This window comes from Streptomyces sp. BF23-19 (assembly GCF_041106355.1).
In the GTDB taxonomy this organism is placed as follows: Bacteria; Actinomycetota; Actinomycetes; order Streptomycetales; family Streptomycetaceae; genus Streptomyces; species Streptomyces virginiae_A.
This window is the reverse complement of sequence record NZ_JBGBPT010000023.1, coordinates 67,590-82,320: the sequence shown is the minus strand read 5'-3', so window position 1 is coordinate 82,320 and position 14,731 is coordinate 67,590. Positions and strand designations below refer to the sequence as shown.

Here is a 14,731-nt window from a genome sequence, read left to right as displayed (position 1 = left end):
CGGCGCCCGCGTCGGCGCCCGTGTCCGCGTCCGTGTGCCGGTCAGGGCGCGGCCTTGAAGGGGCCGAGGGCGTTCATGGCCCGGTCGAGGTCGCGAACCATGTTCCGTGCTTCGGCCTGGGCGGACTGGACGGCATCGCCCGCCTGCCGTGCGTACGGGCGGTGCGCTTCCCCGTCCGGCGGGACCCAGTCGCCCTTGTCCCGCCGCCGCACATGGGTCTCCAAGTGGCGCAACGCGTCCTCGAGATGGCGGGCGAGCTCGCGCAGGCTCCCGGTCACGGCAGCGATCTCGGCGGGGCTCGCGTAGGCGTTGCGGGGGTCGGTGGTCGCTTCGGCGAGTTCACGTAGGTGCGCGGCAGCCGCGGCCGCGCGGGCAGGGTGCTCGGTCATGTGGCTGAGAGTGCCGCATCGGCCGGACCGCCGATAGGCGTGTGCACCGATCGCCGGGATCGCGGCGGCCACCCGGATCTTCGGCGGCACCCCGAACGGGGGTGGAGAAGGCAGACGAGCCGGCCTGTACGCCGGGTTCTGTCGCCCGGTGACCTCGCGGTCGCCGGGGAGACGGCCATCCATCTAGGACCGGTGTTGCCACCGGCCTCGTGCGGTCTACCCGCGAACTCGGGCGAGCAGCCCTCGATCGTTCGCGCAGACCCGTCCGGGGACGGATCCTCTTGACCTTGCTCCGGGTGGGGTTTACCTAGCCGCCTGAGTCACCTCAGGCGCTGGTGGTCTCTTACACCACCGTTTCACCCTTACCGAGGGCCGAAGCCCCTGGCGGTCTGTTTTCTGTGGCACTGTCCCGCGGGTCACCCCGGGTGGCCGTTAGCCACCACCCTGCCCTGTGGAGCCCGGACGTTCCTCGGCGGGATCCTGAGACCCCGACGCGGCCGCCCGGCCGACTCGTCTGCCGTGGCGACCATGTTACCCGTGGCGACGACCCGGCTTGACCTTGACGCAGCGGCAGGGTTTCTACTGGGGGCATGCGGATCGGAGAGATCGCCGCGGTCGTCGGAGTCACCACCCGGGCGATCCGGCACTACCACCATGTCGGGCTCCTCCCGGAACCGGAGCGGCGCCCCAACGGCTACCGGGCCTACAGCCTCCGTGACGCCGTCCTGCTGGCCCGCGTACGCCGGCTCACCGAGCTCGGGCTCGGCCTCGACGAGGTGCGGGACGTCCTCGCCGACGACGCCGGGCGCGAACTGGCCGAGGTCCTCACGGAACTCGACGCCGACCTCGCCCGGCAGGAGGCCGAGATCCAGGAGCGGCGGCGCCGGCTCGCCGTGCTGCTCGCCGCCGGGCCGGGAGAGGCCGAGCCCCTCTCGCCCGGGCTCGCCGCACTGTTGGCGAAGGCGCCGCGGACCGACTCGCCGGCCGCCGCCAAGGACCGCGAACACCTGACCCTCCTCGACGCGACGGGGGTGGGCGGCCAGGAGATCTACGCCGCGCTCGGCCCGCTGGCCGCCGATCCCGCCGTGCTCGCGCTGTACGTGCGCCTCGACGAACTCGCCGACGCGCCCGTGGAAGATCCCCGGATCCCGCCCCTGGCGGCGGAGCTGGTGGCGGCCGTCCCCGACGAGGTGTTCGCCGCGGTCCCCACCGACGGGGTGGTCGTGGCCGGGTTCAAGGAGGCGCTGCTCGCCGAGTACGCGCCCGCGCAGGCCGAAGTCGTCCGCCTCGTCATGGAGGCGTTCATCGAGAGGGGGCGGGGATGACCCGCATACGGGCGGCGCGCATCGCCGTCACCGCCGTCGTTCCGGCGGAGCTGGTGCTCGTGGTGTGCCTGGTGGCCGGGGTGCGCCTGCCCGGCTGGGCGCTCGCCGCCACCGAGGCGCTCGTCGCCGGCGTGCTGCTGCTGGAGGCCTGGGTGCTGTACGGCCTCTACGCCGCCGAGCGGGCCCGCGGCGCGGACCGCCGGGCCGCACGCCGCGCGGCGGTCCGGGCCGTGGTCCCGGTGCAGGTGCGGCGGCTGGTACGGCACGAGCTGCGCGCCGTCGCCGCCCTCGGCCGGTGGGCCGTCCGCGGCAGGCACGGGGTGCGCCCCGGGGACCTCGCCGCCGCGTACACCGGACCGCAGACGGCCATGATGTACGGGTTGCTCTTCGTGTCGGTGATCGAGACCGTCGGCCTGGCCCTGCTCATCCCCTGGCCGACGGTGCACCGGGTGATGCTGGTGCTGGACGTGTACGGCATCCTGCTCGTCCTCGCGCTGCACGCCACGTGCGTGACCCGGCCGCACGTGGTCCGCCCCGACGGGTCGCTGAGGATCCGCTACGGGGCCCTGTTCGACCTGGCCGTCCCGCCGGACGCGGTGGCCTCCGTACGGGTGGACCGGCGCTACCCCGAGGGCCGGCTGGTCACGCTGTCCGAGGACGGGGTGCTCGACCTCATCGTCGGCAGCCAGACCACCGTCACCCTGGAACTGAACCGGCCGCTGCGCTTCACCCGGCCGCTCGGCGCCACGGGCGAGGCCCGGACCGTCCGCTTCCACGCCGACGACCCGCGCGCGCTGGTCACCGCCCTGCGTCGGCAGCCCGCCGGAGCCTAGGCGGGCGCGAAGAGGATCTTCGAGGTGCCCGGGTCGGCCTCCGTCAACCGGACCCGGATCCGGTCGCCCAGGGGCAGGTCGAGCGTGGTGGACCGGATGCGTCCGACCACCGCAGGGTCCTCCAGGTGGACCGTGCCCACCAGCGGCTCCCGGTCCTTGACGTCGATGACCGTGGCTTCGAACGTCTCCCCGACGCGGTCCTTGAGCACGGCGGCCTCGACCAGGTCCACGGACTCCCGTTCGACCGTGTTCGCCAGCCGGCTGCCTTCCGCCATCTCGTCCGGGAGCGCGGGAAGGGCCTCCAGTACCCACGATGGCGGTTCCGTCCCGGCCACCGCCGCCAGGCACAACTCCCCGCCGTAGCGGTCGACGAGCCGGCGCAGCGGCGCGGTGCAGTGCGTGTACGGGGCCGCCACCGCGGAATGGATCGCCGGGTCGGGGCTCTCGCCGCCGGTGAACACCGTGTAGCCGGCGCCGCGCAGCAGGGCCGTGCACTCCTGGAGGAAGGCGGCGTGGGCGGGGCGGTGCGGGTCGAGGGAGCGCACGAGTTCGGCGTACGGCACGTGGTGCGGCCAGTCGATCCGTAGGGCCTTCGCCGTCCGCCGGAGCTTGCCGACCGCGCCGTCGGGGGCGTTGGGCAGCGTACGCAGGATGCCCGTGCCGGTGGCCAGCATCAGATCGGCCGCGGCCATGCCGGTCATCAGGGAGAGCTGCGCGTTCCAGCCGTCGGCGGGCAGCGGGGCGCGGTAGGCGAGGGAGTAGGTGCCGTCGCGCTCGAGGATCTCCTGTTCGGGCACGTTGAGGGAGATGCCGCCGCGTGCCTGTTCCAGGGCCCCGCGGAGCCGGCCGATGTCCTTGAGGAGGGCGAGCGGCTCCTCCGCCGTACCGGTGTCGAGGGCCTTCTGGACGCCGTCGTAGTCGAGCCTGGCCCGGCTGCGGATCAACGCGCGGCGGACGTCGACGGTCTCGACCCGGCCGTCGGGGTCCAGGTCGAAGCACCACACCAGGGCCGGGCGGATCTGGTCGGGCAGCAGGCTGGCCGCGCCCTCCGAGAGGACGGCCGGGTGCAGCGGGACCTTCCCGTCGGGGAAGTACAGGGTGGCCACGCGGCGGTGGGCCTCGGCGTCGAGCGCGCCGCCCGGGGTGACGAAGGCGGCGACGTCGGCGATGGCGTACCGGACCCGGTAACCGCCGCCGGAGCGTTTCGCCAGGTGCATGGCCTGGTCGAGGTCGACGGAGTCCGGCGGGTCGATCGTGAAGAAGGGGGTGTCCGTACTGTCCAGCTCCGGCAGGCGGGGGTGCGCCGCCGCTTGCTCGGCCTCGGCGAGGACGGCGGCCGGGAACGCCTCGGGCACCTCCAGCTTCGTCCGCAGTTCGCGCAGCGCGGCCCGCAGAGCAGTCCCGTCTGCGCCGGTCATGTGCATCTGACGGCGTGGCATGCGTCGAGCGTAGGTGCGGGGGGCCCGGACGGCGCGACGAGCGGGGGCGGCGGACGTCTACCCTGGCTCGGGGGCCGCACCCCCTGCGACGTCGTACCGAAGGAGAACCACCGTGCTCGTGCTGCTGCCGCCGTCCGAAGGAAAGGCCGCCGGCGGCTCCGGCGCACCCCTGAAGCCGGAGGCGCTGTCCCTGCCTGGTCTCGCTCCGGCCCGTGCGGCGGTGCTGGAGGAGCTGGTCGAGCTGTGCGCGGCGGACGAGCTGAAGGCGCGCGAGGTGCTGGGCCTGAGCGAGGGCCTGCGCGGCGAGGTGGCCAAGAACGCGGAGCTGCGTACGGCGGGGGCCCGTCCGGCGGGCGAGATCTACACGGGCGTGCTCTACGACGCGCTCGGCCTGGCCGACCTGCCGGCCGCGGCGCGGGCGTCGGCCGAGGACGCGCTGCTCGTCTTCTCGGGGCTGTGGGGCGCGGTGCGGATCACCGACGCGATCCCCTCGTACCGCTGCTCGATGGGCGTGAAGCTGCCCGGGTCGGGCGCGCTGGGCGCGTACTGGCGGGGGCCGATGGCGGAGGTCATGCCCGAGGCGGCCGGGGACGGGCTGGTGCTGGACCTGCGGTCGGCGGCGTACGGGGCCGCGTGGAAGCCGAAGGGTGAGGTGGCGGGGCGGACCGCGACCGTCCGGGTGTTGCACTCGCAGCTGGTGGACGGGGTGGAGAAGCGGTCGGTGGTGAGCCACTTCAACAAGGCGACGAAGGGTCGGCTGGTACGGGACCTGCTGACGGCGGGGGCCGCGCCGGCTTCGCCCGCCGAGCTGGTCACGGCCCTGCGGGACCTGGGGTACACGGTCGAGGCCGAGGCCCCGGCGAAGGCGGCCAAGGCATGGTCCCTCGACGTGGTCGTGACGCAGATCCACCACTGACGCGCCGTACCGGGGGCTCCGCCCGATCCAGCCTCGCCGGCGTTTTGAGGCGCGGGGGTACGGGGCGGAGCCCCGAGTCCGGGCGGAGCCCGGGTCGCTTGCGCGGCGGGGTCGCCCTCGGCGGAGCCCCGAAGGATCAAGCGGTGGCGGCCGCCCGGGCTACTGGCCCAGGGGCCAGGCCACCGTGGCCGGGGTGCGGTCGGCGGCGCCCGCGTAGGCGGCGCAGGCGTCCGTCAGGGTTTCGAGGAGGGTGAGCGGGTCCGGGAGGGGGTGCTCCATGCCGCGGATCCAGGTCACCGCCTGGTCACCGGGGAGGGCGGCCGGCGGGACCAGGACGTAGCTGCCGCGGCAGTGCCAGCGCAGGCCCGGGTGCTCGTCCATCGTCTCGGGGTGGCAGTCCAGTACGCACGGCCACCACTCGTCCTCGTCCTCGGGGGTGCCGCGGGTGGCGGTGAAGAAGAGCATCCGGGCCTGTTCGCCGGTGCCGCCCGATTCGGCGACGGGGCCGACCTCGATCCCGGCCGCCAGCAGTCGGGCGAGGGCGGCGGTGCCGGCCTCCAGCGGGACGTCGAGGACGTCGTGGACCATGCCGGTCGCGGTGATGAAGTTGGCCTGGGGCTGGTTGCGCGCCCAGCGTTCGACCTGGGCGCGGTCGGTGGTCGACTGGGTCTGCCAGGCGAAGGAGACGGGGTGCCGTGCGGGCGTCGGACAGCCGATCCGGTCGCACGAACATCGGTAACCGGCGGGATGGGCGGCGGGGGCGAGCGGCAGGCCCGCGGCGGCGACGGCCAGGAGGAGCGCCTCGCGCTCCACTCCGGGGTCCTCGGCGGTGGGTTTCTGCCGCCGGCGCAGCCACTGGGAAATCCTGCTCTGCTCGCCGCGTTTGACGCGGCCGGACTCAGACCCCATCTATCCCCTCACCTCACCGTATCCCCGGCGGACCAACCCATCGTCCCACCATCCTGAGCCCCGGGTGACCGCTCTTGACGACCGGGGGGTTGGAGATACGCGACCGGAAACCCCCACATAACCATAGAATCCGGCCAAATGTTCTCGGCCGATCTTCGATTCCCTGCCCGCTATCGGGCGGTGACGTTGGCCACCCCGCCCAGCACCCGGTCCACGAGCGCGTCGGTGTAAGCGTGCGTCAGGGGCGCGGTGCGCAGCAGCCAGCGGTAGGTGAGCGGTCCCACGAGCATTTCCACCATCAGCCGCAGGTCCGTGTCAGGGGCGAGCCGGCCGGCCTCCCGGGCCGTGCGCAGCCGGGCCTCGTACAGGGCGAGCTGGGGTTCCAGCAGCTGCTCGGTGAAGCGGGCGCCGAGCTCGGGGTCGGTGGCGCCGGCCGCCGTCAGGGCGCGCGTGGGGGCGTCGTACTTCTCGTCGTTGAACTGGTCGACCGTCGCCCGCAGTACCTGCTTCAGATCGGCCGCGAGATCCCCGGTGTCGGGGAAGCCGGTCCACTCGGCCTCCGTCTCCGCGTCCCCGGCGAGGGCGAGCGAGGCGTCGAGGAGGACGGCGGCCTTCGAGGGCCACCAGCGGTAGATGGTCTGCTTGCCGACACCCGCGCGGGCGGCGATGGCCTCGATGGTCAGCTTGTTGTAGCCGACCTCTCCGACGAGGGTGAGCGCGGAGTCGAGGATGGCGCGCCGGGAGCGGTCGCTGCGGCGGGTGGCGTCAGGGGTCTTGGGCATGGCCCGAAATTACCAAAGCGAGACGTCTCGTCTTTTTCCAGGTTTGCGTAAACCACCCAATCAGTTCACTGTGCTGTCCAGGTGGAGGAGAGACGATTCTCTCCAGCACTCGTCCCGAGTCGTGAAAGTCGTGAGGAGCCTTCTTTGCGCAGAGACGCCACACCCCGGCGCTACCTGATGTGCCCACCCGCACACTTCAAGGTCACGTACTCCATCAATCCGTGGATGGATCCCACGAAACCGGTGGACCTGCCCCTCGCACTGGCCCAGTGGGAAGACCTGAGGGACCGTTACCGCTCCCTCGGCCACATCGTCGAGACCCTCGAACCCGACCCCGCCCTGCCCGACATGGTCTTCGCGGCGAACGGGGCTCTCGTCGTCGACGGCCGGGTCCTCGGGGCCCGGTTCGCCTACCCGGAACGGACCGCCGAGGCCGAGCGGCACCTCGACTGGTTCCGCGGCAACGGCTACACGGACATCCACGAGCCCTCGCACGTCAACGAGGGCGAGGGGGACTTCGCGGTCACCGAGCACTACATCCTGGCCGGCCGGGGCTTCCGCTCCAGTCCGCTCTCGCACGACGAGGCCCAGGAGTTCTTCGGCCGTCCGGTCATCGGCCTCGACCTGGTGGACCCGCGCTACTACCACCTGGACACGGCCCTCAGCGTCCTCGACGGCGACGAGATCATGTACTACCCGGAGGCCTTCTCGCCCGGCAGCCGGGGAGTGCTCAGGCGGCTCTTCCCGGACGCCCTGATCGCCGACGGCCGGGACGCGGCCGCCCTCGGCCTGAACGCGGTCTCCGACGGCCTGCACGTCCTGCTCCCGCAGGCGGCGATCGGCCTGCTGGAGCCGCTGCGGGACCGGGGGTTCGAGCCGGTCCCGATGGATCTGGGCGAGCTGCTCAAGGGCGGCGGCAGCGTGAAGTGCTGCACCCAGGAGCTGCGCCCGTAGGACCGGCCACGGCTGCGGCTACGGCTGCGGTGCCGGGGGCCAGGCCTGGCCCCAGTCGGTGTCCCGGGCGGCCTTGTAGAGGTCGCCCTGGCGCTTGGTCACGTTGACCCGGGTCAGGCCGCTCCCCTCGGGGCCGCACAGTTCCAGCAGGACGAGCCCCTTCCGGATCTGCGGCTTCCGCGTGATCCGGGAGGCGGCCGGCTCCGTCGGGAAGCGGGTGGCGGCGACGTAGCTGAACTTCTCGTCCTCGTAGGGGAGCGAGCCGCCCTTGACCTGGCGGTGCAGGGAGGACCGGCTCACCCGCGCCGAGAAGTGGCACCAGTCCTGGCCGACCTCGATCGGACAGGTCCCGTCGTGCGGGCACGGGGCGGCGATCCGCAGCCCGGCCTCGATCAGCTGGTCGCGGGCCTCGCGGATGCGCAGGTAGCCCTCCGGCGTGCCCGGCTCGATCAGCACCACGGCCTGGCCGGCCCGCGCAGCCTCGGCGACGACGGCCGTGCGCGCCGGTGCGGTCAGTTCGCCGAGTACGTAGGACACCGTCACCAGGTCCGCCTCGGGCAGGGTCAGCCCGGAGCCGATGACCGCCCGGCGCCAGACCGCGGCGCGGAGCACCTCCGAGGTGGACGCCGCCGCCAGTTCCCGGCCGAGGGCCAGGGCCGGCTCCGCCCAGTCCAGCACCGTGGTCTCCCGCGGGCCGTCCCAGGTGGCGTCCACCGCCCAGGTCGCGGCGCCCGTGCCGCCGCCCACGTCCACGTGCGAGCCCGGCGCCCAGTCGGGCGCGGCCTCGGCCAGCCCGTCGAGGGCGCCCCGGACGGCCTCGAAGGTGGCGGGCATCCGGTACGCCGCGTACGCCGCCACGTCGGAGCGGTCGCGCAGTACGGGCGCGTCGGTCGGGGTCTGCCCCCGGTAGCTGGCGATGAGCCGCTCGACGGCGGCAGTGGCCTGCTTCGGGGGGAGCCCGTCGAGCAGGCCGCCGAGCGTGCGGCGGAGGGTGTCGGCGGAGGTGGGGGCGGAGACGTTCACCCGCGAAGTTTATGCCGCCGGTGCCGGGCCGCCGGTCCGGTGCGGCTGGGGGATCGGGCTCCGCCCCGGACCGCGCGCCTCAAACGCCGGTGGGGCCTGATGTGGCGGGTGTGCTCTGCCACGGGCGGCAGAGGCCGAAGAAGGCGCTCAGGGCCAGCACGGCGCACACCAGCTGGACCAGGGCCATCGGGACCGCCGTGTCCTCGCCCGCGATGCCCACCAGGGGCGAGGCGATCGCGCCGACCAGGAACGAGGTGGTGCCGAGCAGCGCGGAGGCCGATCCGGCCGCGTGCGGGGTCCGCATCAGGGCCTGCGCGTTGGTGTTCGGCAGGACCACGCCCATCGCCGACATCAGCACGAACAGGGCGGCGGCGATCGGGGTCAGCCCGACCTTCCCGAAGACGCCGGTCGACATCAGCAGCAGGGCCACCGCGGCGACGGTGACCACCGCGAGCCCGACGGCCAGGACCTTGTCCAGGCTGACCCGGCCCACCAGCAGCTTGCCGTTGATCTGGCCGACGAGGATCAGGCCGACGGAGTTGAGCCCGAAGAGCAGGGAGAAGGCCTGGGGCGAGGCCCCGTAGATCTCCTGGATCACGAACGGCGAGGCGGATATGTAGGAGAAGAGCGCGGCGAAGGCGAAGCCGCCGGTCAGGGTGTAGCCGGCGAAGACGCGGTCGCCGAGCAGGCCGCGCATGGTCCGCAGGGCCGAGCCGACGCCGCCGGTGTGCCGCCGCTCGGGCGGCAGGGTCTCGCCGAGGGCTCGCCAGACCAGCAGGGTGAGCGCCGCGCCGACGACGGTGAGGACGACGAAGACCCCGCGCCAGTCCGCGAAGCGCAGCACCTGGCCGCCGATGAGCGGGGCGATGATCGGGGCGGCCCCGGATATGAGCATCAGGGTGGAGAAGAAACGAGCCATCTCCTCGCCGTCGTACAGGTCGCGTACGACGGCTCGGGCGATGACGATCGCGGCGGCGCCGGCCAGGCCCTGGAGCAGCCGGAAGGCGATGAGCAGCTCGGCGGTCGGGGCGAGCGCGCAGATCGCGGTGGCCAGGACGTAGACGAGCATGCCGATGAGCAGGGGCCGGCGGCGGCCCCACTTGTCGCTCATCGGGCCGATGACCAGCTGGCCCATGGCCATGCCGGCGAGGCAGGCGGTGAGGGTGAGCTGGATGGTCGCGGCAGGGCTGTTCAGGGCGTCGGTGACCTGCGGCAGGGCCGGCAGGTACATGTCCATGGACAGCGGGGGGAGGGCGGTGAGCCCGCCGAGTACGAAGGTGACCAGCAGGCTCGTGCGGCGGGCGGCCTTCAGGGGTGTCGAAGCGGTGGGGACGGGGGGTGACGCGGGCGACGAGTCGCGCGAGGCGGCCGTCGCGGGGCCTCTCTCCGACATGCGGAACTCCAGTCTGCTCATCTGATCTACGCACCCCTGACCGACCCATGCTCTCAGCAATCGGAACGTCCGGGGAACGGGGCGCCGTGTGACGTACCCTGCGGCCCCATGGATGAAAGTACGAAGAAGATCGCCGTGGTGACAGGCGCCGGCTCCGGGATCGGCCGCTCCGTGGCGCTGACCCTGGCCGCCGCGGGCTGGGCCGTGGCCGTGACCGGCCGGCGCACCGAGCCGCTGGAGGAGACCGCCGCGGCCGCCGGGGAAGGCGCCGACGTGCTGTGCGTACGGGCGGACGTCAGCGATCCGGACGACGTGACTGCGCTGTTCGAGTCGGTCCGGGCCCGGTACGGGCGCCTCGACCTGCTCTTCAACAACGCCGGCACCTTCGGCCCGGGCGGGGTCCCGCTGGAGGACCTCACCTACGAGGCCTGGCGCTCGGTCGTCGACGTCAACCTCACCGGCTCCTTCCTGTGCGCGCAGGCCGCCTTCCGGCAGATGAGGCGACAGGACCCGCAGGGCGGTCGCATCATCAACAACGGCTCCATCTCGGCGCACGTGCCGCGCCCGAACTCCATCGCCTACACCGCGACCAAGCACGCGATGACCGGCCTGACCAAGTCCCTGTCGCTGGACGGACGGCCGTACCGGATCGCCTGCGGCCAGATCGACATCGGCAACGCGGCGACCGATATGACCGAGCGGATGCAGACCGGCATCCTCCAGGCCAACGGGCAGCTGGCCGTCGAGCCGGTGATGGACGCCGCCGACGTGGCCCGCACGGTGCTGCACATGGCGGAGCTCCCGCTGGAGGCGAACGTGCAGTTCGCGACGGTGATGGCGACCTCGATGCCGTACATCGGCCGCGGCTGAGCCACCGCCGAGCCACCGCCGAGCCGTGCCGGTTCCACCGCCGAGCCGCGCCGGCTCCACCGCGGGAATCGCATTGCCAGGCCGTGGGGACGCGGTCGATCATGGCCGGATGACCGATCCCGAGGTACTGCGCTACACCGCCTTCTCCCACGACCCGGACGGCGGCAACCCGGCCGGGGTCGTGCTCGACGCCACCGGGCTGGACGAGCACGCCATGCTGAAGATCGCCGCCGAGCTGGGCTACAGCGAGACGGCCTTCCTGACCGCCCCGCCCGAGGGGTTCGGCGGTGCGGAGGGCCGCTCCTTCACCGTGCGCTACTTCAGCCCGAAGGCGGAGGTCCCCTTCTGCGGGCACGCGACCGTGGCCACGGCCGTGGCGCTGGGCGAGCGGATCGGGCCGGGGGAGCTCCTCCTCGCCACCCGGGCGGGGACCGTACCGGTGTCCGTCACCTCCGAGGGCGGGCGGCTGCGGGCCACGCTCACCAGCGTCGAGCCGCACACCGAGGAGATCGGCGCCGAGGACCTCGCGGAAGCACTGGCCGCGCTGGACTGGCCCGAGGCCGACCTGGACCCGGCGTTCCCGCCCGCGATCGCCTACGCCGGGGCGCGGCACCTGGTGATCGGCGCCCGCACCCGGGTCCGGCTCGCGGACCTGGCCTACGACTTCGACCGGCTGGAGGCCCTGATGCGGCGCCTGGACCTCACCACGGTCCAGCTGGTGCACCGGGCCGGCCCGGCGGAGTTCCACGTACGCGACCCCTTCCCGGTCGGCGGGGTGATCGAGGACCCCGCCACGGGAGCCGCCGCGGCCGCCTTCGGCGCGTACGCCCGCGAGCGCGGCCTGGTCCCGGCGGACGCCGTGCTCACCCTCCACCAGGGAACGGACCTGGGCCGCCCCGGCGTGCTCACCGTGGAACTGCGTTCCGGTGACCCGCGGGTCAGGGTGGGCGGCGAGGGCGTCCGCATCCCATGAGCGAGATCCGGTCCCGCCGACGCCCGGGGCGCGGGGTGCCGGGGGCAGCGCCCCCGGCAGCTTCGCTGAGATCGAGTTCGGAGGTCCGCCGATGAGGGTGCTGCGTTTCGCGGAGGCGGACCTGCCCACGGAGCTCGCACGCGAGATCGCCGAGCTGGAGGCGAGGGCGTGGCCGGGCTCCACTCCGGGGCACGACCCGGCGCTGCACCCGCGGACGATGCTGCTCGTGGGCGGCGTCGGGACGGTGGTGGTCGCGCTGTCGCTGCTGTACAAGCCGGTTCCGCTCGCGGGCCGCACGTACCGGGCCGCCGGGCTGAGTTCCGTCGTGACGCGGACAGGGCTGCGCGGCCGCGGGCTCGGTGGCCGGATGGTGGCGCAGGCCCGCGCCGAGCTGGCGGCGGACCCGGCCGTGGACCTGGCGCTGTTCAGCTGCGACCGGCCCCTGGCGGCCTTCTACGAGGCGGCCGGCTTCGAAGTGCTGCCCGGCACGGTCCTGGTGGGCGGGACCCCCGAGGATCCCCTGGCCACCGACGATCCCGGCTTCGACAAGGTGGTGCTCGCGGCCTTCTTCTCGGACGACCCGGACCGGGACCGTGCCGCCTTCACGGGCGTCCGCGTCCCGCTCCACCCCGGAAACACCGACAGGCTGTGGTGACGGGCCCGAGGGCCCCCCACCACAGCCTGTCGGCGGCAGTCTCCGGGAGACGTCCGCTCAGTTGGCGGGCGTCGAGTCCGAGTCCGAGTCCGCGGGCCGCAGCTTCGGCGCGGCCGGGCGGCCGCGGTCGAGGAGGAACAGCGTCAGCACGGGGACCAGGTACAGCAGCCACACCGTGAGCTGGAGGACCGTGGGGTCGGGCTGGAAGTTGAAGACGCCCTTGAGCAGGGTCCCGTACCAGCTGTCCGGCGGGATCGTCTCGCTGATGTCGAAGGCCTTGTCGCCCAGGCCGCCCAGGAAGCGGGCCTCCTGGAGGTCGTGGACCCCGTACGCGAGCACGCCCGCGGCCACGATCACCAGCATGGCGCCGGTCCACCGGAAGAACTTCGCCAGATTGATCTTCAGCGTGCCCCGGTAGAAGAGGTAGCCCAGCAGGATCGCCGTGGCGATGCCCAGCAGCACACCGATCAGCGGCGCCGAGGAACCCTCGCCGCTGGCCCGTACCGACGCCCACACGAACAGCGCCGTCTCCAGGCCCTCCCGGCCGACGGCCAGGAACGCGGTGGCGACCAAGGCCCCGGTACCCATGGCCAGCGCCGTGTCGAGCTTGCCGTGCAGATCGGCCTTCAGATGCCGCGCGGTGCGCTTCATCCAGAAGACCATCCACGTCACCAGACCCACCGAGATGATCGACAGGGTGCCGCCGAGCAGCTCCTGCGCCTCGAAGGTCAGCTCCTGGGTGCCGAATTCGAGCATCGCGCCGAAGGTGAGGGAGAGCGCGCAGGCGATCGCGATGCCCAGCCACACGGCACGCAGGGCGTCCCGGCGCTCGGTCTTCACCAGGTACGCGACGAGGATGCAGACGACCAGGCTGGCCTCCAGCCCCTCGCGCAGGCCGATCAGATAGTTGCCGAACACGGCGGTGGTTCCTCTCCGGCGGGGACTACGCGAACAGCGTCCGGCCCCACCAGTCGTCCTTGTCACGGACGCCCGGCGGGACGGCGAAGACGGCCGAACCCACGTGCTGGATGTATTCGTTGAGGACGTCGGACCGGGCCAGATTGCGCTGGATCGGGATGAAGCCCTTGCGTATGTCGCGCTGGTAGGCGAGGAAGAACAGGCCCGCGTCCAGGCGGCCCAGTCCGTCCGTGCCGTCGGTGAAGGAGTAGCCGCGGCGCAGGATCGTCGCACCGTTGTTGGTGTCCGGGTGCGCGAGGCGCACGTGCGCCTCCGGCTTCATCGCCTTCAGGAACGGCTCGTCGCGCTCCCGGGACTTGCCGACCGGGGCACCCTCGCCCTTGTCACGGCCGAAGATGTCCTCCTGCTCCTGGAGCGGGGTGCGGTCCCAGGTCTCGATGTTCATCCGGATCCGGCGCGCCACCAGGTACGAGCCGCCGGTCAGCCAGTCGCTGCCGTCGCCCGCGCCGACCCACACGTGCTTGTCCAGGGCGGCCTTGTCGGTGCCGGAGATGTTCCGGGTGCCGTCCTTGAAGCCCATCATGTTGCGCGGGGTCTGCTCGTCGGGGGTGGTCGACGAGGTCTTGCCGAAGCCGAGCTGCGACCAGCGCATGGCGGTGCGGCCGAAGCCGATGCGGGCCAGCTGGCGGATCGCGTGCACGGCGACCTGCGGGTCGTCGGCGCAGGCCTGGACGCAGAGGTCGCCGCCGGAGCGGGCCGGGTCCAGGTTGTCGCCGGGGAACAGCTCCAGGTCCACCAGCGCCTCGGGACGCTTGCCCTCCAGCCCGAACCGGTCCTTGGCGAACAGGCCCGGCCCGAAGCCGATGGTCAGGGTGAGCCGGGAGGCCTTCAGGCCCAGCGCCTCGCCGGTGTCGTCCGGCGGGGCCTCCGGGAGGCCGCCGAAGCCGCCCTCACCGACCGGCAGACCGGCCGCCATCAGCCGGGCCGCCACCGTCCACTCCTTGAGGAGCTTGATCAGTTCCTCGCGGTCCTTCGTCTTCACGTCGAAGGCCGCGAAGTGCAGGCGGTCCTGCACGGCGCTCGCGATACCGGCCTGGTGCTCGCCGTGGAACGACACGGACGCCCCGGCGGCCGCCGCCGACACCATGTCCGGGCCGCCGCCGAACGCGGTCACCGCACCGCCGGCCGCGGCGGCGCCGAGCGCGAACCCGGCCCCGCCCCAGCCCAGCACCGCACGCCGCGAAGGAGCCGCGGCGGGGGCCGGCACCGCACCGTCGCCGTCCTGCTGAGAGTGCTGCGGCTGCTGAGCAGCCGAGTCCGACTCGGTCATCATTCTCTCCCGCCTGCTTCCG

General features: G+C 73.1%; 15 protein-coding genes and 1 other RNA gene. 7 read left to right on the top strand and 9 right to left on the bottom strand.

Going from position 1 to position 14,731, the window contains the following annotated elements:
• Positions 1–41: 41 nt before the first annotated feature.
• Both AB8A24_RS15720 and rnpB read right to left on the bottom strand, forming a co-directional pair.
• Entirely contained in the window at positions 42–389 is a 348-nt protein-coding gene (locus tag AB8A24_RS15720; RefSeq protein WP_328963537.1) for a hypothetical protein, read from the bottom strand.
• Between the two features lie 111 nt (positions 390–500).
• Positions 501–902: RNase P RNA component class A (rnpB, locus tag AB8A24_RS15715), an RNA gene on the bottom strand.
• A gap of 77 nt (positions 903–979) precedes the next feature.
• Between rnpB and AB8A24_RS15710 the strand changes: the two genes are divergently transcribed.
• Together AB8A24_RS15710 and AB8A24_RS15705 are read left to right on the top strand one after the other, a co-directional pair.
• Complete coding sequence (locus AB8A24_RS15710; RefSeq protein WP_369476144.1) at positions 980–1,714, top strand: MerR family transcriptional regulator; 735 nt, start codon at positions 980–982, stop codon at positions 1,712–1,714.
• Positions 1,711–2,547: a hypothetical protein gene (locus AB8A24_RS15705; RefSeq protein WP_328963539.1), complete on the top strand. Its 837-nt coding sequence runs from the start codon at positions 1,711–1,713 to the stop codon at positions 2,545–2,547. The genes AB8A24_RS15710 and AB8A24_RS15705 overlap by 4 nt, the downstream gene beginning before the upstream one ends.
• On the opposite strand, the gene AB8A24_RS15700 is transcribed toward AB8A24_RS15705, so the two are convergent.
• Complete coding sequence (locus AB8A24_RS15700) at positions 2,544–3,986, bottom strand: RNB domain-containing ribonuclease (RefSeq protein WP_369476142.1); 1,443 nt, start codon at positions 3,984–3,986, stop codon at positions 2,544–2,546. The genes AB8A24_RS15705 and AB8A24_RS15700 overlap by 4 nt on opposite strands.
• A gap of 112 nt (positions 3,987–4,098) precedes the next feature.
• Between AB8A24_RS15700 and yaaA the strand changes: the two genes are divergently transcribed.
• Complete coding sequence (yaaA, locus tag AB8A24_RS15695) at positions 4,099–4,902, top strand: peroxide stress protein YaaA (RefSeq protein ID WP_369476140.1); 804 nt, start codon at positions 4,099–4,101, stop codon at positions 4,900–4,902.
• Between the two features lie 159 nt (positions 4,903–5,061).
• Here the strand turns inward: yaaA and AB8A24_RS15690 are convergent, their stop codons facing one another.
• Positions 5,062–5,811, bottom strand: coding sequence for a bifunctional DNA primase/polymerase (locus tag AB8A24_RS15690; protein WP_328963542.1), 750 nt, complete (start codon positions 5,809–5,811; stop codon positions 5,062–5,064).
• Positions 5,812–5,981: 170 nt separating this feature from the next.
• Entirely contained in the window at positions 5,982–6,593 is a 612-nt protein-coding gene (locus AB8A24_RS15685; protein ID WP_328963543.1) for a TetR/AcrR family transcriptional regulator, read from the bottom strand.
• A gap of 144 nt (positions 6,594–6,737) precedes the next feature.
• Here AB8A24_RS15685 and ddaH point away from each other — a divergent pair, with 144 nt between their 5' ends.
• Positions 6,738–7,547 (top strand): dimethylargininase, encoded by an 810-nt coding sequence (gene ddaH / locus AB8A24_RS15680; RefSeq protein WP_369476137.1) that lies wholly within the window; start codon positions 6,738–6,740, stop codon positions 7,545–7,547.
• An 18-nt stretch (positions 7,548–7,565) separates the two neighbouring features.
• On the opposite strand, the gene AB8A24_RS15675 is transcribed toward ddaH, so the two are convergent.
• The gene (locus tag AB8A24_RS15675; protein WP_369476135.1) at positions 7,566–8,570 is read right to left on the bottom strand and encodes a small ribosomal subunit Rsm22 family protein; all 1,005 of its coding nucleotides are present in this window, start codon (positions 8,568–8,570) and stop codon (positions 7,566–7,568) included.
• A 79-nt stretch (positions 8,571–8,649) separates the two neighbouring features.
• Positions 8,650–9,963, bottom strand: a complete 1,314-nt coding sequence (locus AB8A24_RS15670) for a Bcr/CflA family multidrug efflux MFS transporter (protein WP_328963545.1) — start codon at positions 9,961–9,963, stop codon at positions 8,650–8,652.
• Between the two features lie 108 nt (positions 9,964–10,071).
• Here AB8A24_RS15670 and AB8A24_RS15665 point away from each other — a divergent pair, with 108 nt between their 5' ends.
• The 3 genes from AB8A24_RS15665 to AB8A24_RS15655 all read left to right on the top strand — a co-directional run bounded on the left by AB8A24_RS15665 (position 10,072) and on the right by AB8A24_RS15655 (position 12,461).
• Entirely contained in the window at positions 10,072–10,833 is a 762-nt protein-coding gene (locus AB8A24_RS15665; RefSeq protein WP_328963546.1) for an SDR family oxidoreductase, read from the top strand.
• A gap of 109 nt (positions 10,834–10,942) precedes the next feature.
• Entirely contained in the window at positions 10,943–11,806 is an 864-nt protein-coding gene (locus tag AB8A24_RS15660; protein ID WP_369476132.1) for a PhzF family phenazine biosynthesis protein, read from the top strand.
• Between the two features lie 91 nt (positions 11,807–11,897).
• Complete coding sequence (locus AB8A24_RS15655; RefSeq protein ID WP_328963548.1) at positions 11,898–12,461, top strand: GNAT family N-acetyltransferase; 564 nt, start codon at positions 11,898–11,900, stop codon at positions 12,459–12,461.
• Positions 12,462–12,518: 57 nt separating this feature from the next.
• On the opposite strand, the gene efeU is transcribed toward AB8A24_RS15655, so the two are convergent.
• A complete protein-coding gene (gene efeU, locus AB8A24_RS15650) occupies positions 12,519–13,379 on the bottom strand; it encodes an iron uptake transporter permease EfeU (RefSeq protein WP_328963549.1) in 861 nt (286 codons plus the stop codon).
• 25 nt (positions 13,380–13,404) lie between these two features.
• The gene (efeB, locus tag AB8A24_RS15645; RefSeq protein ID WP_369476130.1) at positions 13,405–14,709 is read right to left on the bottom strand and encodes an iron uptake transporter deferrochelatase/peroxidase subunit; all 1,305 of its coding nucleotides are present in this window, start codon (positions 14,707–14,709) and stop codon (positions 13,405–13,407) included.
• Positions 14,710–14,731 lie beyond the last annotated feature (22 nt).